At 69.5% G+C, this 24,379-nt stretch carries 23 protein-coding genes and 3 tRNA genes; 21 read left to right on the top strand and 5 right to left on the bottom strand.

Annotated elements, in window-relative coordinates; translation table 11 throughout:
• The first annotated feature begins 96 nt into the window (after positions 1–96).
• Positions 97–570 (top strand): NUDIX hydrolase, encoded by a 474-nt coding sequence (locus ACJ9NR_RS23625; protein WP_412494334.1) that lies wholly within the window; start codon positions 97–99, stop codon positions 568–570.
• A gap of 143 nt (positions 571–713) precedes the next feature.
• The gene (locus ACJ9NR_RS23630; RefSeq protein ID WP_412494335.1) at positions 714–926 is read left to right on the top strand and encodes a hypothetical protein; all 213 of its coding nucleotides are present in this window, start codon (positions 714–716) and stop codon (positions 924–926) included.
• 123 nt (positions 927–1,049) lie between these two features.
• On the opposite strand, the gene ACJ9NR_RS23635 is transcribed toward ACJ9NR_RS23630, so the two are convergent.
• Both ACJ9NR_RS23635 and ACJ9NR_RS23640 read right to left on the bottom strand, forming a co-directional pair.
• Entirely contained in the window at positions 1,050–1,706 is a 657-nt protein-coding gene (locus tag ACJ9NR_RS23635) for an NAD(P)H-binding protein (RefSeq protein WP_412494336.1), read from the bottom strand.
• 218 nt (positions 1,707–1,924) lie between these two features.
• Positions 1,925–3,232, bottom strand: coding sequence for an amidohydrolase family protein (locus ACJ9NR_RS23640; protein ID WP_412494337.1), 1,308 nt, complete (start codon positions 3,230–3,232; stop codon positions 1,925–1,927).
• A 325-nt stretch (positions 3,233–3,557) separates the two neighbouring features.
• Between ACJ9NR_RS23640 and ACJ9NR_RS23645 the strand changes: the two genes are divergently transcribed.
• From ACJ9NR_RS23645 to ACJ9NR_RS23680, 8 genes are all read left to right on the top strand, one after another.
• A tRNA-Thr gene (locus ACJ9NR_RS23645) sits at positions 3,558–3,630 on the top strand.
• A gap of 46 nt (positions 3,631–3,676) precedes the next feature.
• Positions 3,677–3,749, top strand: a tRNA-Met gene (locus ACJ9NR_RS23650).
• An 89-nt stretch (positions 3,750–3,838) separates the two neighbouring features.
• A complete protein-coding gene (gene rpmG / locus ACJ9NR_RS23655; RefSeq protein WP_003948671.1) occupies positions 3,839–4,003 on the top strand; it encodes a 50S ribosomal protein L33 in 165 nt (54 codons plus the stop codon).
• 567 nt (positions 4,004–4,570) lie between these two features.
• Positions 4,571–5,023, top strand: coding sequence for an FAS1-like dehydratase domain-containing protein (locus ACJ9NR_RS23660; protein WP_412494338.1), 453 nt, complete (start codon positions 4,571–4,573; stop codon positions 5,021–5,023).
• A 7-nt stretch (positions 5,024–5,030) separates the two neighbouring features.
• Positions 5,031–5,459 (top strand): MaoC family dehydratase, encoded by a 429-nt coding sequence (locus ACJ9NR_RS23665; protein WP_412494339.1) that lies wholly within the window; start codon positions 5,031–5,033, stop codon positions 5,457–5,459.
• Positions 5,460–5,730: 271 nt separating this feature from the next.
• Positions 5,731–6,300 carry a TetR/AcrR family transcriptional regulator gene (locus ACJ9NR_RS23670; RefSeq protein ID WP_412494340.1) on the top strand — a complete coding sequence of 190 codons (570 nt, stop codon included), beginning with the start codon at positions 5,731–5,733 and terminating at the stop codon, positions 6,298–6,300.
• A 118-nt stretch (positions 6,301–6,418) separates the two neighbouring features.
• Positions 6,419–7,861, top strand: coding sequence for a DHA2 family efflux MFS transporter permease subunit (locus tag ACJ9NR_RS23675; RefSeq protein WP_412494341.1), 1,443 nt, complete (start codon positions 6,419–6,421; stop codon positions 7,859–7,861).
• Between the two features lie 244 nt (positions 7,862–8,105).
• Positions 8,106–9,161: a UDP-N-acetylmuramate dehydrogenase gene (locus ACJ9NR_RS23680; RefSeq protein ID WP_412494342.1), complete on the top strand. Its 1,056-nt coding sequence runs from the start codon at positions 8,106–8,108 to the stop codon at positions 9,159–9,161.
• Between the two features lie 220 nt (positions 9,162–9,381).
• On the opposite strand, the gene ACJ9NR_RS23685 is transcribed toward ACJ9NR_RS23680, so the two are convergent.
• Positions 9,382–10,014: an NAD(P)-dependent oxidoreductase gene (locus tag ACJ9NR_RS23685; protein WP_412494343.1), complete on the bottom strand. Its 633-nt coding sequence runs from the start codon at positions 10,012–10,014 to the stop codon at positions 9,382–9,384.
• Between the two features lie 176 nt (positions 10,015–10,190).
• Between ACJ9NR_RS23685 and ACJ9NR_RS23690 the strand changes: the two genes are divergently transcribed.
• Complete coding sequence (locus ACJ9NR_RS23690) at positions 10,191–10,802, top strand: TetR/AcrR family transcriptional regulator (protein ID WP_412494344.1); 612 nt, start codon at positions 10,191–10,193, stop codon at positions 10,800–10,802.
• A 441-nt stretch (positions 10,803–11,243) separates the two neighbouring features.
• Here ACJ9NR_RS23690 and ACJ9NR_RS23695 read toward each other — a convergent pair whose 3' ends face one another.
• Together ACJ9NR_RS23695 and ACJ9NR_RS23700 are read right to left on the bottom strand one after the other, a co-directional pair.
• Positions 11,244–12,317 carry an adenosine deaminase gene (locus tag ACJ9NR_RS23695; RefSeq protein WP_412494393.1) on the bottom strand — a complete coding sequence of 358 codons (1,074 nt, stop codon included), beginning with the start codon at positions 12,315–12,317 and terminating at the stop codon, positions 11,244–11,246.
• A gap of 270 nt (positions 12,318–12,587) precedes the next feature.
• Positions 12,588–13,814, bottom strand: coding sequence for a pyridoxal phosphate-dependent aminotransferase (locus ACJ9NR_RS23700; protein WP_412494345.1), 1,227 nt, complete (start codon positions 13,812–13,814; stop codon positions 12,588–12,590).
• 282 nt (positions 13,815–14,096) lie between these two features.
• Between ACJ9NR_RS23700 and ACJ9NR_RS23705 the strand changes: the two genes are divergently transcribed.
• The 10 genes from ACJ9NR_RS23705 (at position 14,097) to rpoB (ending at position 24,377) form a co-directional block, all read left to right on the top strand.
• Positions 14,097–14,169 (top strand) — tRNA-Trp (locus tag ACJ9NR_RS23705).
• 105 nt (positions 14,170–14,274) lie between these two features.
• Positions 14,275–14,559, top strand: coding sequence for a preprotein translocase subunit SecE (gene secE, locus ACJ9NR_RS23710; RefSeq protein WP_412494346.1), 285 nt, complete (start codon positions 14,275–14,277; stop codon positions 14,557–14,559).
• A gap of 80 nt (positions 14,560–14,639) precedes the next feature.
• Positions 14,640–15,536, top strand: coding sequence for a transcription termination/antitermination protein NusG (gene nusG, locus ACJ9NR_RS23715; RefSeq protein ID WP_412494347.1), 897 nt, complete (start codon positions 14,640–14,642; stop codon positions 15,534–15,536).
• A gap of 167 nt (positions 15,537–15,703) precedes the next feature.
• Positions 15,704–16,138: a 50S ribosomal protein L11 gene (gene rplK, locus ACJ9NR_RS23720; RefSeq protein ID WP_412494348.1), complete on the top strand. Its 435-nt coding sequence runs from the start codon at positions 15,704–15,706 to the stop codon at positions 16,136–16,138.
• Positions 16,139–16,220: 82 nt separating this feature from the next.
• The gene (gene rplA / locus ACJ9NR_RS23725) at positions 16,221–16,946 is read left to right on the top strand and encodes a 50S ribosomal protein L1 (protein ID WP_412494349.1); all 726 of its coding nucleotides are present in this window, start codon (positions 16,221–16,223) and stop codon (positions 16,944–16,946) included.
• A 140-nt stretch (positions 16,947–17,086) separates the two neighbouring features.
• Positions 17,087–17,995, top strand: coding sequence for an SCO4651 family lipoprotein (locus tag ACJ9NR_RS23730; protein WP_412512735.1), 909 nt, complete (start codon positions 17,087–17,089; stop codon positions 17,993–17,995).
• Between the two features lie 110 nt (positions 17,996–18,105).
• The gene (locus ACJ9NR_RS23735) at positions 18,106–18,978 is read left to right on the top strand and encodes an SCO4651 family lipoprotein (RefSeq protein ID WP_412494351.1); all 873 of its coding nucleotides are present in this window, start codon (positions 18,106–18,108) and stop codon (positions 18,976–18,978) included.
• 279 nt (positions 18,979–19,257) lie between these two features.
• Positions 19,258–19,788, top strand: a complete 531-nt coding sequence (gene rplJ, locus ACJ9NR_RS23740) for a 50S ribosomal protein L10 (RefSeq protein ID WP_412494352.1) — start codon at positions 19,258–19,260, stop codon at positions 19,786–19,788.
• A gap of 146 nt (positions 19,789–19,934) precedes the next feature.
• Entirely contained in the window at positions 19,935–20,324 is a 390-nt protein-coding gene (gene rplL, locus ACJ9NR_RS23745) for a 50S ribosomal protein L7/L12 (protein ID WP_412494394.1), read from the top strand.
• A 567-nt stretch (positions 20,325–20,891) separates the two neighbouring features.
• Positions 20,892–24,377, top strand: a complete 3,486-nt coding sequence (gene rpoB / locus ACJ9NR_RS23750; RefSeq protein WP_412494353.1) for a DNA-directed RNA polymerase subunit beta — start codon at positions 20,892–20,894, stop codon at positions 24,375–24,377.
• Positions 24,378–24,379 lie beyond the last annotated feature (2 nt).

Consider the following 24,379-nt stretch of genomic DNA (forward strand, 5'->3'; position numbering starts at 1 on the left):
GGCGTCGTGCGTGCGCGACAGCTTAAGCTAAGTCAGTTGATTGACTTAAGCAAGGGCAATATCGGGTCCCGGGCAGAACGGGGTACGTACGCATATATGGGACGGATCGACTACCTCCACGACCCCAGCGCCCCGCCGGCGAACTCGGTGGTGCCCTCCGTGGTGGCGTTCGTGCAGAACAGCGCGGGATACGTACTGATGATCCGGCGCTCCGACAACGGCCGCTGGGCACTGCCCGGAGGCGGGCACGAGGTGGGGGAGTCCATCAGCGAAACCGTGGTGCGCGAGGTCCGGGAGGAGACGGGGATCGAGGTCGAGGTCGTCGGCCTCTCCGGGCTCTACACCGATCCCGGCCATGTCATGCGCTACGACGACGGCGAGGTCCGTCAGCAGTTCAGCATCTGCTTCCGGGCGCGTCCCACAGGCGGTGAACTCCGCACCAGCAGCGAGACCCCCGCCGCCCGCTGGGTCGCCCCGGACGACCTGCCCGGCCTGGACATCCATCCGACGATGCGCCTGCGCATCGACCACGCGATGGATTGGACACGTACGTCCCCCTACATCGGCTGACCGTACCCGTACCGGCGGCCGGTCGTGGTGTCCCTGCACCGGCCGATCGCGGCGCGGCGGCGCATCGGCGCATCGGCGGATCGTGGCCCGGCCAGGTGTGCGCTCCGCACGCAACACGTGCCCGTCCAGGGCACACTGACCCCATGTCCACTCGTCGCAGGCGCTGCCCGGAATGCCGTCGCGAGATCGCCGTCGTCGCCGGCCGGTTCGCGCGGCACGACCCGCCCGACGCGCGCGAGAACGGCGTACTCGTCTCCTGCCCCGGCTCCCGCCGCCGGCCCCAACCCGACGCGACACAACCGGCGTTGGACGGTTACGTCCTCCCCGACATCCCGGGCCAGCTGCCACTGTTCTAGGCAGCCCGGACGGGCTCATGGGCCGATACGGCCTTTTGGGTCGATACGCTCCTCGGCCGGTACGACTTCCTCGGCCGGTACGACTTCCTCGGCCGGTAGGGTTTCGTCAGCCGGTACGGCTTCTCAGTTCCCCGCGACCGACTTCACCGCCACCGACACCGGAGCCGAACCGTTGATCACTTCCAGGATCAGACCGGTCGTCGCCGGCGTGTCCACCAACTCCGCCAGTACGGCGGCCACATCGTCGCGCGGGATCGGACCACGGCCCGTGTGGGCCTCCAGTCGTACGAGACCGGTGCCGGCGTCGTTCGTCAGCATGCCCGGACGCAGGATCGTCGCGTCCAGCGCGTCGAGCCGTCGTACGTACGCGTCGGCCTCGCCCTTCGCGCGCAGGTACACGTCGAAGATGTCGTCCCCCTGGTGCGCGGGGTCGGCGCCCATCGACGAGACGACCACGTGGCGCCGTACGCCGGCCCGGACCGCCGCGTCCGCGAACAGGATCGCCGCGCCCTTGTCCACCGTGTCCTTGCGGGCTGCCCCGCTGCCCGGTCCCGCGCCCGCCGCGAAGACAGCGGCGTCGGCGCCGCGCAACTGCGCCGCCACTTCCTCCACCGACGCCGACTCCAGATCGAGCAGGATCGGTTCGGCACCGGCTTTCCGCAGGTCGTCGCGCTGCTCGGCGTGACGGATGATGCCCGCCACCTCGTCACCGCGCGCGGCGAGCAGCCGCTCGAGCCGCAGCGCGATCTGACCATGACCACCAGCGATGACAATGCGCATGTTTCCGACCGTACGCCCGGACGGCCGCGTCCGCCGCACGACTTGGACCGCGACTCAGGCTGCGCATGCGAAACGCACGCCCGGCGCGCACGCGCCCGCGCACATGTCCGGCGTGTGCGCCCGCGCACGCCCCCGCGCACGTCCCCACCCTCCGACGCTCAGCGTCGGCACGCCCAGCACTCAGCAGCAGCGGTGACCACTCAGCAGCGCCCGCACCCCTACGACAACTCGCCCCGCCCCTGCCGAGGCAGCCCCAACTCCGTCGCGGCCGAGTTGCAGTACTCCCGTACCGCGCTCGTGCGCGCCACCACACGTCCCCGGTGCACCACGATCCGGCTGTACGCCAGTGAGAGCGCCCCGGCCAGCCGGTCGCCGCGCACGGCCAGCAACTCGGCCGGGAAGCCCGCCTCCACGCGCACCTCGGGCAGCCCCATGACGGCCCGCGCCGACGAGCTCACCGCCTCGTAGGCGTCCTCGGGCCGCCACCCGTACCGCGAGGCCAGCAGGTAGGCCGCCTCCAGAGGGTCCCCGCGCCCCACCGGGTTCGACAGGTCACGCAGGGCGCCGCTGCCCGCCGCGACCCGCACACCGGCGGCCCGCAGCAGCCGTACCGGAGCCGTCTCGCGCTGGTCGGAACCGTCGCAGCCGCCCTGCGGCAGGCATACGACCGTCACCCCGGCCGCCGCGAGCTGGTCGGCCGTACGCCGGACCAGTTCGGTGGGCAGGTCGGCGAGGCCGCCGCACGGGCCGAGCGTCACACCGGGGCGCAGCCCCGCCGCCATCGCGACGAGGCGGGCGAGCCGGGCCGGGTCGGCGGCGTCGGTGTGCAGGTCGACTGGGCAGCCGTGTTCGGAGGCGACCTCGAGAACCGCCTCCACGTACCCGGTCGGATCCGGGTCCAGGTCCGGACAGCCGCCCACCACGGACGCGCCCATCTTCAGTGCGTCCCGCAGCACCGCCAGCCCGTCCGCACCGGCCACACCGGTCAGCACCCTCGGCATCGCCACCGTCGTCAGTTCCGTCAGCCCGCGCAGCGAACGCCGCGCCTGCAGTACGGCGGCGAGCGCCCCCAGCCCCTGGACGTCACCCACCCGCACATGGGCGCGCAGCGCGGTCGCCCCGTGTCCCAGCTGGAGCAACGCCGCCTCCGTGGCCCGGCGCTGGACGTCCTCGGAGTCGTAGGAGACCGGTCCGTCGCCCTCGGCCGACAGCGCGGCGTCCGGGTGGGCGTGCGGCTCTGCCGGCGCCGGCAGGAGCAGATAACCGGTGAGATCCACGCGCGTGCCGCAGCCCGGTGGTCCGCCCCCGGCCAGGCTGCCGGTGGTGCCGACCGCCTCGATGCGCCCGCCGCCCAGCCGTACGTCCACGGTCCGTCCGTCGGTCAGCCGCGCCCCGCACAGCAGCAGCGCGGACGGGTCGCCCCCCTGTCCCGGGGAACCCGAATCGCCCGAGGCGCCCGACGACGAGGACGACGACGAGGACGACGATGAGGACCACGAGTGGGACGGCGGCTGGCTCTCGGGCATCGCACTCCAGGTGCTCGGGGACTGTGCGGCAAGACGCAAGATCACGCAGAGTGGGTCGAGCCTAGGACGGCGATCCGCCCGTGTCGGGGAGGAGCGCAATAGTCGTACCGGTGTGGCCCGCCGTACGGCAGAGACCGCAGCGACTCGTGGGCAGCAGGGGGACGGACCTGGGCGGGAGCAGTCACACATTGCGGATCAGGCCGTGGATCACGCCGTGGATCGGGCCGTGGATCCGGTCACGGATCAGGTCGTGGAACAGGCCGGGACGGGGCCGCGAAACGGATTTGGGCGAACGGCGGCGGAGCGTGTAATGTCTTCATCGCTCGCCCCAATAGCTCAGTCGGCAGAGCGTCTCCATGGTAAGGAGAAGGTCAACGGTTCGATTCCGTTTTGGGGCTCTGGTGTGTGAGGTTCCCGTCGCCTGGCGGGAACGGATCGCATCGCAGCGGTGTAGCTCAGTCGGTAGAGCAAGCGGCTCATAATCGCTGTGTCACCGGTTCAAGTCCGGTCACCGCTACTGACAGTAGCCGATTGCGGGGTCGGTCCTTCGATCGGCTACTCTTTCTTGCGTTAAATCATCCCATCCGTTCGTCAAGGAGCACTCACGTGGCTGCCACCGACGTCCGCCCGAAGATCACGCTGGCCTGCGTGGAGTGCAAGGAGCGGAACTACATCACCAAGAAGAACCGGCGTAACAACCCGGACCGTCTTGAGATGAAGAAGCACTGCCCGCGTTGCAACGCGCACACCGCGCACCGCGAGACGCGATAAATCAGGCTCGTTCGCGAGGCCGCCCCCTACAGTCAGGGGGCGGCCTCGCGTCGTTTCGGTCCCGGTTACCGTCCGATCGGCGGCGGCTACCGGTCGACTGGCAGCGAGTGCCGGGACTACCGGCCGACGGACTTGCTCGCGCGCGTCGGTGGCCCGCCCGGCGGCACTTGTCTGACCGGTCGACAGCATTCGTCTGACCGGTCGACGGCATTCGGCAATCGGCCACCGACCCAACCGGACCCCCGTCCCTACGGGCCCACCGTCCCGAGCGGCCACCGGCACGACCGGAGCCCCGCTCGACCGGGTCACCGGCCCCACCGGGGCCCCGGCCGACCAGCTACCGTCCCGAGCGGCCACCGGCACGACCGGAGCCCCGCTCGACCGGGTCACCGGCCCCACCGGAGCCCCGGCCGACCAGCTACCGTCCCGACCAACCATCGTCTCGACCAACCGGCAACCGGCAACCGCCAACCCCTAACCGCCAACCCCTAACCACCAACCACCGACCCGACCGGCCCCGGCGCATCCGCCGGTCGTCGACAGGCAGACACCAGGAGGTGCCGAGCCATGGCGCTCGACCAGTCCTTCGTGGGGCGCAGTTACCCGCCCACCGAGCCCTATGAGGTGGGCCGGGAGAAGATCCGCGAGTTCGCGGAAGCGGTGGGGGACCCCAACCCGGCGTACACGGACCCGGAGGCCGCCAAGGCCCTCGGTCACCCGGACGTGATCGCCCCGCCGACCTTCGTCTTCGCCATCACCTTCAAGGCCGCGGGCCAGGTCGTCGAGGATCCGCGACTCGGCCTGGACTACAGCCGCGTCGTGCACGGCGACCAGAAGTTCGCCTACGTCCGCCCGGTGCGCGCCGGGGACCGGCTGACCGTCACCTCGACCATCGAGGCCGTCAAGTCCATGGCCGGCAACGAGATCGTGGACATCCGCGGCGAGGTCCACGACGAGGCGGGCGAGCACGTCGTCACCGCCTGGACGAAGCTCGTCGCCCGCGCGGCAGGGGAGGCGTGAGGAACCGATGACGGCGAAGATCGCTTACGACGGCGTCGAGGTCGGCACGGAACTGCCCGCCCAGACCTTCACCGTGACCCGCGCGACGCTGGTCCGGTACGCGGGCGCGTCCGGGGACTTCAACCCGATCCACTGGAACGAGAAGTTCGCCAAGGAGGTCGGGCTGCCGGACGTCATCGCGCACGGCATGTTCACCATGGCCGAGGCGATCCGGGTGGTCACCGACTGGACCGGTGACCCGGGCGCGGTCGTCGAGTACGGCGTCCGCTTCACCCGGCCCGTCGTCGTCCCCAACGACGACCGGGGCGCCACGATCGAGGTCAGCGGCAAGGTCGCCGCCAAGCTCGATGACAACACGGTTCGCGTGGACCTCACGGTGACCAGTGGGGGCCAGAAGGTGCTGGGGATGTCGCGGGCGGTCGTACGGCTGGCCTGAGCGGCCCTGAGCGCCCTGAGCGACGGGGAGACCGGAGGGAAACCGAAACCGCGGTAAGGGGTGCTCGCCATGGCGGGCGCCTCTTACCTGCGTCGGGCCCCCTACGTGCGACAACGGATGAAGGCCGGTGGCCGTTCCGCTGAACGTCACGACTGCCGCGTCGGGGGCCCCGGCGCCCCGTTGCGGACTACGGCGCGCGGCCCGCCGAAAGCCGAAATGTCGTTCCGGCCGCCCCTTGACGTAGTTAGTGATTGAGTACTAACTTACCGGCATGGTCAGGATGAGTGCAGAAGAGAGGCGCGAGAGTGTCATCCGCGCGGCGACCGCCGAGTTCGCCCGGGGCGGTTATTACGGCACCTCGACCGAGGCGATCGCCAAGCGGGTCGGGGTCTCGCAGCCGTATCTCTTCCGGCTCTTCCCGGGGAAGAAGGCGATCTTCCTGGCGGCGGCCCAGCGGTGCATGGAGGACACCGTCCGCACGTTCCAGGAGGCCGCCGAGGGGCTGGAGGGCGAAGAGGCCGAGCTCGCCATGGCGAACGCGTACACCAGGGTCATCGCGGAGCAGCCCGAGCGGCTGCTGATGCAGATGCAGATGTACGTCACCGTCGCCGCCGCCGAGCAGGCCGGTGACCACGAGCTTGGCGAGGAGGTGCGGGCGGGCTGGATGCGGCTGTGGGACACGGTCCATCTGCCGCTCGGTGCCGACGTCGAGGAGACGACGACGTTCATGGCGTACGGAATGCTCATCAACTGCCTGGTGGCGATGGGCTTCCCGCCGGAGCACCGGGTCTGGGAGGGGTTGTTCCCGGAGGCGCGGCTCAAGGGACGGCTGGGGAAGTGACCCACGGAAAGGGCGTTACGGAAGGACGACACGGCGCCTTTTCATGCCCGTAAAAATTAGTCATCAATAACTAACCAGACCGGCCGCAGCAGCGGTCGGCTCACCCGCTGGGGGAGCGATGTCACAGCAGACCGCACGGCGCGGGGGAACCACCTGGGCCCTCGTCATCACCAGCGTCGCCGGATTCATGGCGGCCCTCGACAACCTCGTCGTCACCACCGCCCTGCCCTCCATCCGCAAAGATCTCGGCGGGGCACTGGGGGACCTGGAGTGGACGGTGAGCGCGTACACCCTCACCTTCGCCGTCCTGCTGATGTTCGGCGCGGCGCTCGGCGACCGCTTCGGCCGCCGCCGGATGTTCCTCGCCGGCCTCACCGTCTTCACCGGAGCCTCCGCCGCGGCGGCCATGGCCACCGGGATCGACTCCCTGATCGCCGCCCGCGCGGTCCAGGGCGTCGGCGCGACCATCATGATGCCCCTGACGCTCACCCTGCTGACCGCCGCCGTGCCCGCCGCCAAGCGCGGCATGGCGTACGGCATATGGGGCGCCGTCAACGGTCTCGCCGTGGCCTCCGGACCACTGATCGGCGGCAGCCTCACCGAGCACGTCTCCTGGCACTGGATCTTCTGGCTGAACGTCCCGCTGGGCATCGCCGTGCTGCCACTCGCCCGGCTGCGCCTGGCCGAGTCCCACGGCACCGGCGCCCCCCTCGACGTCCCCGGCACCCTGCTCGCCAGCGGCGGCCTCTTCGGGATCGTCTACGGCCTGGTCCGCGGGCCCGCCGACGGCTGGACCGGTCCGCTGGTGATGACCGGCCTGTTCGCCGGCGCCGCACTGCTCATCGGCTTCGTCCTCTACAGCCTGCGCGCCGGGAACCCCATGCTGCCCATGCGGCTGTTCCGCTCCCGCGCCTTCTCCGGGATCAACGCCGCGAGCCTGCTGATGTTCCTCGGCATGTTCGGCTCGATCTTCCTGCTCAGCCAGTTCATGCAGGGCGTCCTCGGCTACTCGCCCACCGAGGCCGGCCTGAGGATGCTGCCCTGGACCGGCATGCCGATGCTCGTCGCGCCGATCGCAGGCATCCTGTCCGACCGCATCGGCGGCCGCCCCGTCGTCGCCACCGGGCTCTTCCTGCAGGCCGCCGGCCTCGGCTGGCTGGCCGTCGTGGTGGAGGCCGGCGTCTCCTACGGTTCCCAGCTGCCGGGGCTGATCGTCAGCGGCATCGGCATGGCGCTGTTCTTCGCCCCGGCCTCCAACCTGGTCATGTCCAGCGTCCGCCCCAGGGAACAGGGCATCGCCTCCGGTGCCAACAACGCCCTGCGCGAGGTCGGCGGCGCACTCGGCATCGCGATCATGTCGTCGATCTTCTTGGCGCAGGGCGGCTACGAGTCCGCCCACGCCTTCGTCGACGGCCTGAAGCCCGCGCTCGTGACGGGCTCCTCGGTCGTCGCGCTCGCCGGGGTGGCGGCGCTGCTGGTCCCGACCCGGCGGCGCGCCGCCGAACTCGCCACGGCCGGCGAACGGACGGCGGAGCCGGTGCTCGAGCCGGCGTCCTCCTGACCCCCCGACCGCCCAGGGCTCTCCACCCGCTCAGTGCCCCACTCGCCCGGGGGGCTCTCCACCCGCCCAGTGCCCCATCCGCCCAGGGCCCCACCAGGAACAGGTGGAGTCGGGGGTTCCGGCGCCCGAGCAGAGCACGCGCGCGTACGGCCCCGCCCACCCCGGCGGGGCCGTACGCGCGCGTGGCCGAGCCGACGGCGGAACGCGACCGGGGCTGTCGGTGGCGTCTCGTAGTCTTGGGCCCGTGCAGGAACTCCACGACGCCCCTCTCGCCCCGCTGACCACCTTCCGGCTGGGCGGTCCCGCGACCCGGCAGCTCACGGCGACGACCGACGCCGAGGTGATCGCCGCCGTCCGCGAGGCCGACGACACCGGCACCCCGCTGCTGGTGATCGGCGGCGGATCGAACCTGGTCATCGGCGACAAGGGCTTCGCGGGCACCGCACTCGTCATCGCCACCAAGGGCTTCGAGCAGAGCGGCACACATGTGGAGCTGGCCGCCGGCGAGGTGTGGACGGACGCCGTCGCCCGCACCGTGGAGGCCGGCCTCGCCGGTATCGAGTGCCTGGCAGGCATCCCGGGCTCGGCGGGCGCGACCCCCATCCAGAACGTGGGGGCGTACGGCCAGGAGGTCTCCTCCACCATCACCGAGGTCGTCGCCTACGACCGCCGCACGCGCGAGACGGTCACGATTCCGAACGCGGAGTGCGCCTTCTCCTACCGCCACAGCCGCTTCAAGTCCGATCCCGAGCGCTACGTCGTCCTGCGCGTCCGCTTCGAGCTTGAGGACGCGGACGGGCTCTCCGGCCCGATCAGGTACGCCGAGACGGCCCGCGCCCTCGGCGTCGAGCCCGGCGACCGGGTGCCGCTGACCGCGGCCCGCGAGACCGTCCTCAAGCTGCGCTCCGGCAAGGGCATGGTCCTGGACCCCGAGGATCACGACACCTGGTCGGCCGGTTCCTTCTTCACCAACCCGATCCTCACGGAGGCGCAGTTCGCGGCGTTCCGCGCGCGCGTGCGGGAGCGGCTCGGCGACGGAGTGGAGCCGCCCGCGTATCCGGCGGGGGAGAGCCGCACCAAGACATCCGCGGCCTGGCTGATCGACAAGGCGGGCTTCACCAAGGGCTACGGCACCGGGCCCGCCCGCATCTCCACCAAGCACACCCTCGCCCTCACCAACCGGGGCGCGGCCACCACCGAGGACCTGCTCGCCCTCGCCCGCGAGGTCGTCGCCGGTGTCCGCGAGGCCTTCGGGATCACGCTGGTCAACGAACCGGTCACGGTCGGGGTCAGCCTGTAGGGAGGCACGCGAGGTCTCCGCGGCCGCGACGAAGGGCGCGGCCGGGGCCGTGAGCGCTGTCCGTGATCACCGTCTGTGATCGTGACCCGTGATCATGGTCCGTGATCGCCGTCCGTCGTCGTAGGCGGCCTCAATGGGCGGCCTCAGCGGGCGGTCTCATGGGCGCGGCCTCAGCGGCGGCCTCGTTGGGCGCCTCGGTGACCGGCCTCGCGAGGCGGTCTCAGTAGGCCACGCCCACTCCCTGCTTCACCGTCTCCTTGTCGCCGGCCATCGCCAGCATCGCGTGGGCCACGTCCGCGCGCGCGATGAACCTGCCCCCGGCCGGGAAGCCGCCCACCACCGTCCGGTAGACACCCGTGACCGGCTTGTCCTGCAGTCGCGGCGGCCGCACCACCGTCCAGTCCGTGGCGCTGCGGGCCAGCTCCGCCTCCATCTCGCGCAGGTCGGCGTAGACGTCCTTCAGCAGGGCCGAGACGATCCCGCGCGCGGTGCGGTCGAGCAGCCCCTCGCCCTCGGGCGCCGGCCCGACCGGCCCGGCGCTCACGACCAGCAGCCGCCGCGCCCCTTCGGCCTCCATGGCACCCAGAACCGTACGGGTGAGCCGGGCCGCGACCCCCGCGTCCTTGCGCCTGCGCGCTCCGAGGCCGGACAGGACCACGTCCCGGCCGGCCACCGCCGGACGCAAGGACCGCGCGTCGGTCAGGTCGTTCCGGAACACCTCCAGCCGCTCGCCCGTCACGGACAGCCGCGCCGGATCCCGCACGACCGCCGTGACCTCGTGGCCCGCGTCCAGGGCCTGGTGGACGATCTGCCGCCCGATGCCGCCGGTGGCGCCGAAAACGGTGAGTTTCATGAGTACTCCCGTGCTCTCAGTTCGTGGGTGGGTGCCCTCTAGGTGTCCTCTGGGTGCCCGTATGGGGGAGGAACCTGGGAGGGGCCCTGTGGATGGGTGGGTGAGTATTCACTCACCACACTTTCCACTAGAGTGAGTAAGCACTCACCCACCCGTCAAGTCTGATTGGACGTGCCATGGAGACCAGACCGGCCCGGGTCCGCATCCTCGATGCCGCTCACGAGCTGATGCTCACCGTCGGGCTGGCCCGCACCACCACCAAGGAGATCGCCAGGGCGGCGGGCTGCTCCGAGGCTGCGCTCTACAAGCACTTCGCGAACAAGGAGGAGCTGTTCATCCGCGTCCTGTCGGAGCGCCTGCCCCGGCTGACGCCCCTGCTGAGCAGCCTCGCCGCCGAGCCCGGCCAGGGCACGCTGGAGGAGAACCTCACCGAGATCGCCCGTCAGGCCGCCCTCTTCTACGAGCAGAGCTTCCCCATCGCCGCCTCGCTCTACGCGGAGACCCAGCTCAAGCGGCGGCACGACGACGCGATGCGGAAGATGGGCACCGGGCCGCACATGCCGATCCAGGGGCTGGACACCTATCTGCGCGCCGAGCAGGAACTCGGGCGCGTCCGCCCGGACGCCGACACCTTCGCCGCGGCCTCCCTCCTCCTCGGCGCCTGTGCCCAGCGGGCGTTCGCGTACGAGTCGACGGAGACCGGTACGCCACCGCCGGCCGACGACTTCGCCCGCCGCCTCGCCCGCACGCTGACCGCCGGAATCTCCGTCGCCGAGGCTCCGGCGTGAGGACAACGCCGGAGGCCTGACCGGCCGCGTCGCGCCGCACGGCCGCCCCGCTCACCCCGTTCCCGTGCGACTGAGTCTCCACGGCTTCCGCCCCCGCCCCGCACCGCCTGCCCCGTACCGAGGCCGCCCGTACCGAGCACGCCCGTACCGAGCACGCCCGTACCGAGCACGCCCGTACCGAGCACGCCCGTACCGAGCACGCCCGTACCGAGCACGCCCGTTCCGAGCACGCCCGTTCCGAGCACGCCCGTACCGAGCACGCCCGTTCCGAGCACGCCCGTTCCGAGCACGCCCGTACCGAGCACGCCCGTACCGAGCACGCCCGTACCGAGCACGCCCGTACCGAGCACGCCTGCACCAAGGACGGCTGTACGCCCGGCCCGCCCGGCCCGCCCGGCCCGCCCGGCCCGCCCGGCCGGCCCTGCCCGCCCTGTGCGCGCTTCAGCCGACCGGGGCCCCGAGCCAGTCGTCGACGCCGGAGAGCAGCTTCGCCTTCACGTCCTCCGGTGCCGCGGAGGCCCGTACCGACTGGCGGGCCAGTTCCGCCAGCTCCTCGTCCGTGAAGCCGTGGTGGCGGCGCGCGATCTCGTACTGAGCGGCCAGCCGGGAGCCGAACAGAAGGGGGTCGTCGGCGCCGAGCGCCATCGGGACACCGGCGTCGAGGAACGTCCTGAGCGGGACGTCCTCCGGCTTCTCGTACACGCCCAGGGCCACGTTCGAGGCGGGACACACCTCGCAGGTGACGCCCTCGCGCGCCAGCCGCGCCATGAGCCGCGGATCCTCCGCCGCCCGCACACCGTGCCCGACGCGGTGGGCGCGCAGGTCGTCCAGGCAGTCGTGGACCGAGGCGGGGCCGGTCAGCTCACCGCCGTGCGGGGCCGACAGCAGACCGCCCTCCCGCGCGATCGCGAACGCCCGGTCGAAATCCCTCGCCATGCCGCGGCGCTCGTCGTTGGAGAGGCCGAAGCCGACCACACCCCGCTCCGCGTACCGCACCGCGAGGCGGGCCAGCGTGCGGGCGTCCAGCGGGTGCTTCATACGGTTCGCGGCGACCAGCACCCGCATGCCCAGGCCGGTCTCCCGCATCGTCGTGTCCACCGCGTCCAGGATGATCTCCAGCGCGGGGATGAGACCGCCCAGACGGGGCGCGTACGACGTCGGGTCCACCTGGATCTCCAGCCAGCCCGAGCCGTCCCTCAGATCCTCCTCGGCGGCCTCCCGCACCAGCCGCTGAATGTCCTCGGGCTGCCGCAGACACGAGCGCGCGGCGTCGTACAACCGCTGGAAGCGGAACCAGCCCCGCTCGTCCGTCGCCCGCAGCTTCGGCGGCTCCCCGCTGGTCAGCGCCTCGGCCAGCGTCTCGGGCAGCCGCACGCCGTACTTGTCGGCCAGCTCCAGGACAGTGGTGGGCCGCATCGACCCGGTGAAGTGCAGATGCAGATGGGCCTTCGGCAGCTCAGAGACATCACGTACACATGGGGGGTTCGGGGGGTGTCCCTCTGAAGAGCTCAGCATCCCAGGATCCTGCCGTACGTCCTGGCCGTCCCGGTAGCGGATTCCCCGTACGTGGTCTTGCTCGCACAAAGAAACCAGATGGCCCGGCCAGTGAAACCCGTGAAACCAGTCCAACCAGCCCAACCACTGCAACCAGCCCAACCACTGCAACCAGCCCAACCACTGCAACCAGTCCAACCACTGCAACCAGTCCAACCACTGAAAAGAAACCCAAAGAAACAGGGGCCGGCGCGCCGGAACCGGCGCGTCAGCCCCTGTGTGGCGCGGACGTCAGGCCTTCGCCTCCGCCAGCAGCTTCTGGATCCGGCTGACCCCCTCGACGAGGTCCTCGTCACCCAGGGCGTACGACAGCCGCAGGTAGCCCGGCGTGCCGAACGCCTCGCCCGGGACGACCGCGACCTCGGCCTCCTCCAGGATCAGCGCGGCGAGCTCGACCGTGTCCTGCGGGCGCTTGCCGCGGATCTCCCTGCCGAGCAGGTCCTTGACCGAGGGGTACGCGTAGAAGGCGCCCTCGGGCTCCGGGCAGACCACGCCGTCGATCTCGTTGAGCATCCGCACGATGGTCCTGCGGCGGCGGTCGAAGGCCTCGCGCATCGCCGCCACGGCCTCCAGGTCGCCGGAGACGGCCGCCAGCGCCGCCACCTGTGCCACGTTGGACACGTTCGACGTGGCGTGCGACTGCAGGTTGGTGGCCGCCTTGACGACGTCCTTCGGGCCGATGACCCAGCCCACGCGCCAGCCGGTCATCGCGTACGTCTTGGCGACTCCGTTGACGACGACGCACTTCTCGCGCAGCTCGGGCAGCAGCGCCGGCAGGGACACCGAGACCGCGTCGCCGTAGACCAGGTGCTCGTAGATCTCGTCGGTCAGCACCCACAGGCCGTGCTCGACGGCCCAGCGGCCGATCGCCTCGGTCTCGGCCTCGGAGTACACCGCGCCGGTCGGGTTGGACGGCGAGACGAAGAGGACGACCTTCGTCTTCTCCGTGCGGGCCGCCTCCAGCTGCTCCACGCTCACGCGGTAGCCGGTCGTCTCGTCCGCGACGACCTCCACCGGGACCCCGCCCGCCAGCCGGATCGACTCCGGGTACGTCGTCCAGTACGGCGCCGGCACGATGACCTCGTCGCCCGGGTCGAGGATCGCGGCGAAGGCCTCGTAGATCGCCTGCTTGCCGCCGTTGGTGACGAGGATCTGCGAGACGTCGGGCTCCCAGCCCGAGTCGCGCAGCGTCTTCGCGGCGATCGCGGACTTCAGCTCGGGCAGACCGCCGGCCGGCGTGTACCGGTGGTACTTCGGGTTCCTGCAGGCCTCGATCGCGGCCTCGACGATGTAGTCCGGAGTCGGGAAGTCGGGCTCACCGGCGCCGAAGCCGATCACCGGCCGCCCGGCGGCCTTGAGAGCCTTCGCCTTGGCGTCCACGGCGAGGGTGGCGGACTCGGAGATCGCGCCGACTCGGGCGGAGACCCGGCGCTCGGTGGGAGGGGTTGCAGCGCTCATGGGACCCATCGTTTCAGACCGGAAACCGGCGCGGCACGCGGGTTTCACAGACTGAACATCCAGGGGTCGGCCGTTGAACACCCGTCCGGAATCCATCGGTGGCCTGGGTGATCTTCCGCCATTTCCGGTCCGTCCCGTGCTCCCAAAGCCCCCACGGGCGCTTTCTGTTCGACGGGGCGCTTCGGACCACGTACACTCTCACCTCGTTGGCCATCAGCTGCCGCGCCGCGGACGGTGCACACCGAGCACCCGTCCGGATGCGGTACGTTGGGGGACACGCAAAGGGTCGTAGCTCAATTGGTAGAGCACCGGTCTCCAAAACCGGCGGTTGGGGGTTCAAGTCCCTCCGGCCCTGCTACACACACCTTCGCCAGGTGTGCGCATGAACGTCCAGCAACGCAACGCCGTGCGGCTCAGACCGGGCGCGGCACGGCCACGACCCGGGAACAGGTGAGGACGAATGGCGGACGCCGTGGGCTCCATCGACACGCCTGACGCCCAGGACGAGGCGCAGGAGCCGAAGAAGGCCCGCAAGGGCGGCAAGCGGGCCAAGAAGGGTCCGTTCAAGCGGCTCGGGCTCTTCTATCGCCAGATCATCGCCGAACTCCGCAAGGTCGTCTGGCCCACGCGCAACCAGCTGACGTCGTACACCACCGTGGTGATCTTCTTCGTCGCCATCATGATCGGCCTGGTGATGGTGATTGACTATGGCCTCAGCCACGCGGCCAAGTACGTCTTCGGCTGAGCCGAGAGCGAAGGGCGCCGAGGTACCCGGCGCTCCTTTCGCATGTTCCACCCCTATGTATCCAGGAAGAAGCAGCCACCGTGTCTGACACGAACCTGAACGACGACGCCATCGAGCCGGACCAGTCCGTGGACGACGAGCTGGACATCGTCGAGGGTGCGGACGACAAGGACGAGTTCGAGGCTGCCGAGGCCGAGGCGGGCGACCCCGCCGAGGAGGCCGCCCTGCAGGTTGTGGACGAGGAGCGGGAGACCGCCGGGGGAGAGTCTTCCGACGAGGCCGCCGGGGAAGAGCCTTCCGACGAAGGCGCCGGTGAAGAGGTTTCCGAGGAGGAGCCCGCCGAGGAGGAGGCCGAGCCGGTCGACCCGATCACGGCCCTCCGCGAGGAGCTTCGCACTCTGCCCGGCGAGTGGTACGTCATCCACACCTACGCCGGCTACGAGAACCGCGTGAAGACCAACCTGGAGCAGCGCGCCGTCTCGCTGAACGTCGAGGACTACATCTTCCAGGCCGAGGTGCCGCAGGAAGAGGTCGTCCAGATCAAGAACGGCGACCGCAAGACGATCAAGCAGAACAAGCTCCCGGGCTACGTCCTGGTCCGCATGGACCTGACGAACGAGTCCTGGGGCGTCGTCCGCAACACCCCGGGCGTCACCGGATTCGTGGGCAACGCCTACGACCCCTACCCGCTGACCCTGGACGAGATCGTCAAGATGCTCGCCCCGGAGGCCGAGGAGAAGGCCGCCCGCGAGGCCGCCGAGGCCGAGGGCAAGCCGGCCCCGCAGCGCAAGGTCGAGGTCCAGGTGCTGGACTTCGAGGTCGGCGACTCGGTCACCGTCACCGACGGTCCCTTCGCCACGCTCCAGGCGACCATCAACGAGATCAACCCGGACTCGAAGAAGGTCAAGGGCCTGGTGGAGATCTTCGGCCGCGAGACGCCGGTCGAGCTCTCCTTCGACCAGATCCAGAAGAACTAGCTTCGTCCGGAAACAGCTTCCGAGCAGGTCAGGCGAGCGCTCGCACGTTCGCCTGACCTGCTCGGTTTTTGGCCGCGCATCCATACCCGTTATCGTTGTGCGGTATGCCTGCGTTCGGGTGGTCCCCGTGTGCAGGCAGGACCCGAACCGAAAGGACCCGGAGAGCAATGCCTCCCAAGAAGAAGAAGGTCACGGGGCTCATCAAGCTCCAGATCCAGGCCGGTGCCGCCAACCCGGCCCCGCCGGTCGGCCCCGCGCTGGGTCAGCACGGCGTCAACATCATGGAGTTCTGCAAGGCGTACAACGCCGCGACCGAGTCGCAGCGTGGCTGGGTGATCCCGGTGGAGATCACGGTCTACGAGGACCGCTCCTTCACCTTCATCACCAAGACGCCGCCGGCCGCCAAGATGATCCTCAAGGCCGCGGGCATCGAGAAGGGCTCCGGCGAGCCGCACAAGACCAAGGTCGCGAAGATCACCGACGCGCAGGTCCGCGAGATCGCCCAGACCAAGCTCCCCGACCTCAACGCCAACGACCTGGACGCCGCCGCGAAGATCATCGCCGGCACCGCGCGTTCCATGGGCGTCACGGTCGAGGGCTGAGCCCAACTCCCCCGTAAACCAGCAGAAGTGGCGGGGCCTGCTCGGCCCGGACCACAACTCCTAAGACTCACCAGGAGAAGCAGTGAGCAAGCGCAGCAAGTCTCTCCGCGCTGCGGACGAGAAGATCGACCGGGACAAGCTCTACGCCCCGCTCGAGGCCGTCCGTCTCGCCAAGGAGACCTCCACGACCAAGTTCGACGGCACCGTCGAGGTCGCCTTCCGCCTGGGTGTCGACCCGCGCAAGGCCGACCAGATGGTCCGTGGCACCGTGAACCTTCCGCACGGCACCGGTAAGACCGCCCGGGTCCTGGTCTTCGCGACCGGTGACCGTGCCGAGGCCGCGCGTGCCGCGGGCGCCGACATCGTCGGTGCCGACGAGCTGATCGACGAGGTGTCGAAGGGCCGCCTGGACTTCGACGCCGTCGTCGCCACCCCGGACCTCATGGGCAAGGTCGGCCGCCTCGGCCGGGTGCTCGGTCCCCGTGGTCTCATGCCGAACCCCAAGACCGGCACCGTGACCCCGGACGTGACGAAGGCCGTCAACGACATCAAGGGCGGCAAGATCGAGTTCCGCGTCGACAAGCACTCGAACCTGCACTTCATCATCGGCAAGACGTCGTTCGACGACGACAAGCTGGTGGAGAACTACGGCGCCGCGCTGGAGGAGATCCTCCGTCTGAAGCCGTCCGCCGCCAAGGGCCGCTACATCAAGAAGGCCGCGGTCAGCACCACCATGGGCCCCGGCATCCCGGTCGACCCGAACCGCACCCGCAACCTCCTCGTCGAGGAGGACCCGGCCGCCGTCTGATCCTGACGGCCGTCGCGCGTACGCGCGTTTTGGGCGGGCCCCGCATCCTGCGAAGGTGCGGGGCCCGTCCCTTTTCCTGATACGCGGCTGTGCCCTGCGTTAGCGTGCAGACACAGCGACCGCACAGGGGTGGGGGACGGATGAAGAGCACGACGGTGCGCCGAGTGGGCCTGGCCGCCGCGGTGGTGACCGCGCTGTCGGGGACGGCGGCCTGCGGCTTCTCGGGCTCCTCCGGCGGCGGCAAGGACGACCGGGCGTCCGGCCCGGGCACCGCCCGCCTCAGCCCCGTCGCGGCGCTGCGCAGCGCCGAGCGCTCCACCGGCGGCGCCGACTCCGCCGAGGTCGAATCGACGACCACGATGGGCTCGCTGATGTCGATGAAGGCCGACGGCGCCCTCGGCTGGGCCGACGGGCTCACCGGGGACCTGACCATCACGTACACCGGGGGCTCCGTGGCGGACACCATGCGCCGGCTCGGCACCACGTCGATGGAGGCCCGCTACCTGCCCGACGCCTACTACGCCAGGATGGGCGACCGGTTCGCCCGGCAGGCGGGCGGCAGGCACTGGATCCGGTACGGCTACGCCGATCTCGCCGCCCTCGGCGGCAGCTCCGGCGCCTACCTCAAGGACCAGATGCAGAACACCACGCCCAACCAGTCGGTGAAGCTCCTGCTCGCCTCCGGGGACGTCAGGAAGGTCGGCACCGAGAAGGTGCGCGGGGTGGAGGCCACGCACTACTCCGGCACGGTGGACGTCGCCGACCTCGCCGGGAAGAACTCCGGACTCTCCGCGGGCCAGCTGGCCGGTCTCCGCAGGCAGCTCACCCAGGCGGGCGTCAGCACCGAGACCGTCGACATCTGGATCGACGGCCGGGACCTGCTGGTGAAGAAGATCGAGAAGGGCCGGATGTCGGCGGGCGAGTACAGCCAGACCGCGTACTACAGCCACTACGGCGTCAAGGCGTCCGCCGCCGAGCCGCCGGCGGGGGACACCGAGGACTTCAGGAAGCTGCTGAAGAACCGGAACCTGACCGGCGGCGGCTCCTGACACAGCTGATGCAGAAGTTCATCGGGGAATTGGGATGACCTTTGCCACCTCTTGAGGCTAGGCTCACGTCCTTACTGTGTATCAGCCATGCATTCCTTTGGGGGGAATCGATGAAGTCTGCCGTTCGTGGTTCGGTGCGCCGCAGAGCGATGGGTGCCGGCCTCGCCGCCCTGCTGCTCGCCGGGGGAGCCGTCGCCTGCCAGAAGAGCGACAAGAGCGACAAGGCGGAGAAGTCGCCGGCGATGACGCCGGCCGCAGCCATCGCCAAGGCGGCCAGCAACACCGAGAAGATCACGTCGCTGCGCTACCGGATGACCGGCAAGGTCCCCGAGGAGGGACAGATCTCCGGCGAGGCGGCGATGAGCATGAAGCCGCTGGCCATGAGCATGAAGATGACGACGCAGGGCAAGGGCGCCGACGGCCCGGTCGAGATCCGGCTCGTGGACAAGGCCATGTACATCGGCGGCAACGCCGACATGGCCAAGGACATGGACGGCAAGACCTGGATCAAGTTCGACATGTCCGCGCTCGGCGCCGACAAGGAGCTGAACGCCCAGCAGCTGGGCGCCGGCCAGGCCGACCAGAACCCGGCCAGCGACTCCACCTTCCTCACCGGCTCCAAGGACGTGAAGAAGGTCGGCACCGAGACCGTCGAGGGGGTCAAGACCACCCACTACCGGGGCACGGTCACCTTCGCCGACCTCAAGGCCTCCTTCAAGGACGAGGACAAGACCGTCCGCGAGGAGCGGGAGAAGAGCCTCAAGGAGTACGAGAAGATGGGCATCGACTCGATGACCATGGACATGTGGATCGACGGCGACGACCACACCAGGCAGTTCCGGATGCGCGGCGACGCCGACAAGGGCCCGATGGACATGACCATCACCTTCCTCGACTACAACAAGCCGGTGACCGTCACGGCCCCGCCCGCCAAGGAGACCGTCGACCTGGCCGCGATGATGAAGGAGATGGAGAACGGCTGAGCGCCGTAGGACCGGATTTGCCTGACGGCGATCCGGTCACGTAGTCTCCTACGGAAGCCAAAGACCGCTGGTCGTTGCCGTGCGCTCGCAAGAGGGCCCGGTGGCCGAAGGATCCGCTGAACCGCGGACGACCCGCGCAGGTGACTGTGGAAGTGCTCCCGGAACGCCCCTGTCCATGGGGAATCCGGTCGAGCAACGCCCCGTGCGCCTGCGCCGGGGCGTTTCGTTTACCCCAGCCCCTTCCGAGCGGTCCCATCACCCGGAAGGAGGCCGACGCTTATGGCAAGGCCCGACAAGGCTGCCGCGGTGGCCGAGCTGACGGAGCAGTTCCGCAGCTCGAGCGCCGCCGTGCTGACCGAGTACCGGGGTCTCACCGTGGCGCAGCTGAAGACGCTGCGTCGTTCGCTCGGTGAGAACGCCCAGTACGCCGTGGTGAAGAACACGCTGACCAAGATTGCGGCCAACGAGGCCGGGATCACGACGCTCGACGACCTGTTCAACGGTCCGACGGCGGTCGCCTTCGTCACCGGTGACCCGGTGGAGTCGGCGAAGGGTCTTCGTGACTTCGCCAAGGACAACCCGAACCTCGTCATCAAGGGCGGTGTCCTTGACGGCAAGGCGATGTCCGCCGACGAGATCAAGAAGCTCGCGGACCTCGAGTCCCGCGAGGTTCTGCTCGCCAAGCTGGCGGGCGCCCTGAAGGGCAAGCAGACGCAGGCTGCCCAGGTCTTCCAGGCGCTCCCGTCGAAGCTCGTCCGCACCGTGGACGCGCTTCGCGCCAAGCAGGACGAGCAGGGCGGTGCCGAGTAACTCGGCTCGCGCATCGACCGCCGCCTGAGGCTTCCCGCCCCGAGGCAGAGGTTGCAGCGGGCCGAACGTCTACGCAGTAACGCCGCAAGGCGCACGCCCGCCAGACATGTACATCCGGCACCAGCCGAATTAGTGGAAGGAAAGCCATCGTGGCTCTCACCCAGGACGAACTGCTCGCCGAGTTCGAGGGCATGACCCTCATCCAGCTCTCCGAGTTCGTGAAGGCGTTCGAGGAGAAGTTCGACGTCACCGCCGCCGCCGCGGCCGTCGCCGTCGCCGCCCCCGCCGGCGGTGCCGGCGCCGGCGCCGAGGCCGTCGAGGAGAAGGACGAGTTCGACGTCATCCTCACCGGCGCCGGCGACAAGAAGATCCAGGTCATCAAGGTCGTGCGTGAGCTGACCTCGCTGGGTCTGAAGGAGGCCAAGGACCTCGTGGACGGCGCCCCGAAGCCCGTTCTCGAGAAGGTCGCCAAGGACGCCGCCGACAAGGCCAAGGAGTCCCTCGAGGGCGCCGGCGCCTCGGTCGAGGTCAAGTAAGACCTCGCACAGCCCCCAGGGCTGTAACGCCTGAGTGCCGAAGAGCGATCATCCATCCGGGTGGTCGCTCTTCGGCGTTCCCGGGCGTCGGGCGGCGGCTGCCTTGCACCGGTCGGTGCGCGGAGTATGGTGATCTTCGTCGTGCCGCAGAAGTGCCAAGGCCCCCCAGTTGACATGTGGTTTGGGCCATGGGGGCCTTGACGAACCGCACGCAGCGCGCAATTCTCAGGACGCGTCGTCACAAGGATCCGAATCCGAGGCATGGATCGGCGGCGAAGAGGGCAGTATCAACGTGCATCGAGGGCAGGCATGCCGAGGGCGTTGAGGACAACGAGGGTCACAGAAAAAAGCGGGGCTGGACATCAGTGTGCCAAGTGGCTACACTGACCCTTTGCGCTGCCTGTTAGCTGTCCCCTGCCCGTCACCAGGGGTCTGCCCTCGCCTCAGCACCGACGATCAGACCGTCCCTGACCTGGCCGAATGGCCGCTTCAGGGGAATCTGTCTCTGTGCGCCGGCAAGGGACCGGTACGCGCGTAGTGAGTCCGAGCCCTCGGAAGGACCCCCTCTTGGCCGCCTCGCGCAATGCCTCGACCGCGAATACGAACAACGGCGCCAGCACCGCCCCGCTGCGCATCTCCTTTGCAAAGATCAAGGAGCCTCTCGAGGTTCCCAACCTGCTCGCGCTGCAGACCGAGAGCTTCGACTGGCTGCTCGGCAACACCGCCTGGCAGAGTCGGGTCGAGGAGGCTCTGGAGTCCGGTCAGGACGTCCCCACCAAGTCCGGTCTCGAGGAGATCTTCGAGGAGATCTCCCCGATCGAGGACTTCTCCGGGTCGATGTCGCTGACGTTCCGCGACCACCGTTTCGAACCGCCGAAGAACAGCATCGACGAGTGCAAGGAGCGCGACTTCACGTACGCGGCCCCGCTCTTCGTCACGGCCGAGTTCACCAACAACGAGACCGGCGAGATCAAGTCCCAGACGGTCTTCATGGGCGACTTCCCGCTCATGACCAACAAGGGCACCTTCGTCATCAACGGCACCGAGCGTGTCGTGGTGTCGCAGCTGGTCCGTTCGCCGGGTGTCTACTTCGACTCCTCCATCGACAAGACGTCCGACAAGGACATCTTCTCCGCCAAGATCATCCCGTCCCGGGGCGCCTGGCTGGAGATGGAGATCGACAAGCGCGACATGGTCGGTGTCCGCATCGACCGCAAGCGCAAGCAGTCCGTCACCGTGCTCCTGAAGGCTCTCGGCTGGACCACCGAGCAGATCCTCGAGGAGTTCGGCGAGTACGAGTCGATGCGCGCCACCCTGGAGAAGGACCACACCCAGGGCCAGGACGACGCGCTGCTCGACATCTACCGCAAGCTGCGCCCGGGCGAGCCCCCCACGCGCGAGGCCGCGCAGACGCTGCTGGAGAACCTCTACTTCAACCCCAAGCGCTACGACCTCGCCAAGGTCGGCCGCTACAAGGTCAACAAGAAGCTGGGCGCGGACGCTCCGCTGGACGCGGGCATCCTGACCGTCGAGGACATCATCTCGACGATCAAGTACCTGGTGAAGCTGCACGCGGGCGAGATCGAGACGGTCGGCGACAGCGGCCAGTCGATCGTCGTCGAGACCGACGACATCGACCACTTCGGCAACCGCCGTCTGCGCAGTGTCGGCGAGCTCATCCAGAACCAGGTCCGCACCGGTCTGGCCCGTATGGAGCGCGTCGTGCGTGAGCGCATGACGACCCAGGACGTCGAGGCGATCACGCCGCAGACCCTGATCAACATCCGGCCGGTCGTCGCCTCCATCAAGGAGTTCTTCGGCACCAGCCAGCTGTCGCAGTTCATGGACCAGAACAACCCGCTGTCGGGTCTCACCCACAAGCGCCGTCTGTCGGCCCTTGGCCCGGGTGGTCTCTCCCGTGAGCGGGCCGGCTTCGAGGTCCGCGACGTGCACCCCTCGCACTACGGCCGCATGTGCCCGATCGAGACGCCCGAAGGCCCGAACATCGGTCTGATCGGCTCGCTCGCCTCCTACGGCCGGGTCAACGCGTTCGGTTTCGTCGAGACGCCGTACCGCAAGGTCGTGGACGGCCAGGTCACCGACGACGTCGACTACCTGACCGCCGACGAGGAGGACCGCTTCGTCATCGCGCAGGCCAACGCCACGCTCAACGACGACCTGCGCTTCGCCGAGAACCGCGTCCTCGTCCGCCGCCGTGGCGGCGAGGTCGACTACGTCGCCGGTGACGACGTGGACTACATGGACGTCTCGCCGCGCCAGATGGTGTCGGTCGCGACCGCCATGATCCCGTTCCTCGAGCACGACGACGCCAACCGTGCCCTGATGGGCGCGAACATGATGCGCCAGGCCGTGCCGCTCATCAAGTCCGAGGCGCCGCTCGTCGGCACCGGCATGGAGTACCGCTCCGCGGTCGACGCCGGCGACGTGGTCAAGGCCGAGAAGGACGGTGTGGTCCAGGAGGTCTCCGCGGACTACATCACCACCGCCAACGACGACGGCACGTACATCACGTACCGCCTGGCCAAGTTCTCCCGGTCCAACCAGGGCACCTCGGTCAACCAGAAGGTCATCGTCAACGAGGGCGACCGGATCATCACGGGCCAGGTGCTCGCCGACGGTCCCGCCACCCAGAACGGCGAGATGGCGCTGGGCAAGAACCTGCTCGTGGCGTTCATGCCGTGGGAGGGTCACAACTACGAGGACGCGATCATCCTGTCGCAGCGCCTCGTGCAGGACGACGTCCTCTCCTCGATCCACATCGAGGAGCACGAGGTCGACGCCCGTGACACCAAGCTCGGCCCCGAGGAGATCACCCGGGACATCCCGAACGTCTCCGAGGAGGTCCTCGCCGACCTCGACGAGCGCGGCATCATCCGCATCGGCGCCGAGGTCATCGCGGGCGACATCCTCGTCGGCAAGGTGACCCCCAAGGGTGAGACCGAGCTGACGCCGGAGGAGCGCCTGCTGCGCGCGATCTTCGGTGAGAAGGCCCGTGAGGTCCGTGACACCTCGCTGAAGGTGCCGCACGGCGAGACCGGCAAGGTCATCGGCGTGCGCGTCTTCGACCGCGAGGAGGGCGACGAGCTTCCCCCCGGTGTGAACCAGCTGGTGCGCGTGTACGTGGCGCAGAAGCGCAAGATCACCGACGGTGACAAGCTCGCCGGCCGCCACGGCAACAAGGGCGTCATCTCGAAGATCCTGCCGATCGAGGACATGCCGTTCCTGGAGGACGGCACCCCGGTCGACATCATCCTCAACCCGCTGGGCGTGCCGTCCCGGATGAACCCGGGACAGGTCCTGGAGATCCACCTCGGCTGGCTCGCCAGCCGCGGCTGGGACGTCTCCGGCCTCGCGGAGGAGTGGGCGCAGCGCCTCCAGGTGATCGGCGCCGACCAGGTCGACCCGGGCACGAACGTCGCGACCCCCGTCTTCGACGGGGCGCGCGAGGACGAGCTCGCGGGTCTGCTGAACCACACCATCCCGAACCGGGACGGCGAGCGCATGGTGCTCCCGACCGGTAAGGCGCGGCTGTTCGACGGCCGCAGCGGTGAGCCGTTCCCGGACCCGATCTCGGTCGGCTTCATGTACATCCTGAAGCTGCACCACCTGGTCGACGACAAGCTGCACGCCCGCTCGACCGGCCCGTACTCGATGATCACCCAGCAGCCGCTGGGTGGTAAGGCCCAGTTCGGTGGCCAGCGCTTCGGCGAGATGGAGGTGTGGGCCCTCGAGGCCTACGGTGCCGCGTACGCCCTCCAGGAGCTGCTGACCATCAAGTCCGACGACGTCACCGGCCGCGTGAAGGTCTACGAGGCCATCGTCAAGGGCGAGAACATCCCCGAGCCCGGCATCCCCGAGTCCTTCAAGGTGCTCATCAAGGAGATGCAGTCTCTCTGCCTGAACGTGGAGGTGCTGTCCAGCGACGGTATGTCCATCGAGATGCGTGACACCGACGAGGATGTCTTCCGCGCAGCGGAGGAGCTCGGCATCGACCTGTCCCGGCGCGAGCCGAGCAGCGTCGAAGAGGTCTGACG

The organism is Streptomyces sediminimaris (assembly GCF_047049295.1).
Lineage (GTDB): Bacteria > Actinomycetota > Actinomycetes > Streptomycetales > Streptomycetaceae > Streptomyces > Streptomyces sediminimaris.

Bases quoted from the DNA above. Each gene is read 5' to 3' on its own strand.
- ACJ9NR_RS23625 (WP_412494334.1), top strand. From the start codon at position 97: ATGGGACGGATCGACTACCTCCACGACCCCAGCGCCCCGCCGGCGAAC.
- ACJ9NR_RS23630 (WP_412494335.1), top strand. From the start codon at position 714: ATGTCCACTCGTCGCAGGCGCTGCCCGGAATGCCGTCGCGAGATCGCC.
- ACJ9NR_RS23635 (WP_412494336.1), bottom strand. From the start codon at position 1,706: ATGCGCATTGTCATCGCTGGTGGTCATGGTCAGATCGCGCTGCGGCTC.
- ACJ9NR_RS23640 (WP_412494337.1), bottom strand. From the start codon at position 3,232: ATGCCCGAGAGCCAGCCGCCGTCCCACTCGTGGTCCTCATCGTCGTCC.
- ACJ9NR_RS23660 (WP_412494338.1), top strand. From the start codon at position 4,571: ATGGCGCTCGACCAGTCCTTCGTGGGGCGCAGTTACCCGCCCACCGAG.
- ACJ9NR_RS23665 (WP_412494339.1), top strand. From the start codon at position 5,031: ATGACGGCGAAGATCGCTTACGACGGCGTCGAGGTCGGCACGGAACTG.
- ACJ9NR_RS23670 (WP_412494340.1), top strand. From the start codon at position 5,731: ATGGTCAGGATGAGTGCAGAAGAGAGGCGCGAGAGTGTCATCCGCGCG.
- ACJ9NR_RS23675 (WP_412494341.1), top strand. From the start codon at position 6,419: ATGTCACAGCAGACCGCACGGCGCGGGGGAACCACCTGGGCCCTCGTC.
- ACJ9NR_RS23685 (WP_412494343.1), bottom strand. From the start codon at position 10,014: ATGAAACTCACCGTTTTCGGCGCCACCGGCGGCATCGGGCGGCAGATC.
- ACJ9NR_RS23690 (WP_412494344.1), top strand. From the start codon at position 10,191: ATGGAGACCAGACCGGCCCGGGTCCGCATCCTCGATGCCGCTCACGAG.
- ACJ9NR_RS23695 (WP_412494393.1), bottom strand. From the start codon at position 12,317: ATGCTGAGCTCTTCAGAGGGACACCCCCCGAACCCCCCATGTGTACGT.
- ACJ9NR_RS23700 (WP_412494345.1), bottom strand. From the start codon at position 13,814: ATGAGCGCTGCAACCCCTCCCACCGAGCGCCGGGTCTCCGCCCGAGTC.
- secE (WP_412494346.1), top strand. From the start codon at position 14,275: ATGGCGGACGCCGTGGGCTCCATCGACACGCCTGACGCCCAGGACGAG.
- rplK (WP_412494348.1), top strand. From the start codon at position 15,704: ATGCCTCCCAAGAAGAAGAAGGTCACGGGGCTCATCAAGCTCCAGATC.
- ACJ9NR_RS23730 (WP_412512735.1), top strand. From the start codon at position 17,087: ATGAAGAGCACGACGGTGCGCCGAGTGGGCCTGGCCGCCGCGGTGGTG.
- ACJ9NR_RS23735 (WP_412494351.1), top strand. From the start codon at position 18,106: ATGAAGTCTGCCGTTCGTGGTTCGGTGCGCCGCAGAGCGATGGGTGCC.
- rplJ (WP_412494352.1), top strand. From the start codon at position 19,258: ATGGCAAGGCCCGACAAGGCTGCCGCGGTGGCCGAGCTGACGGAGCAG.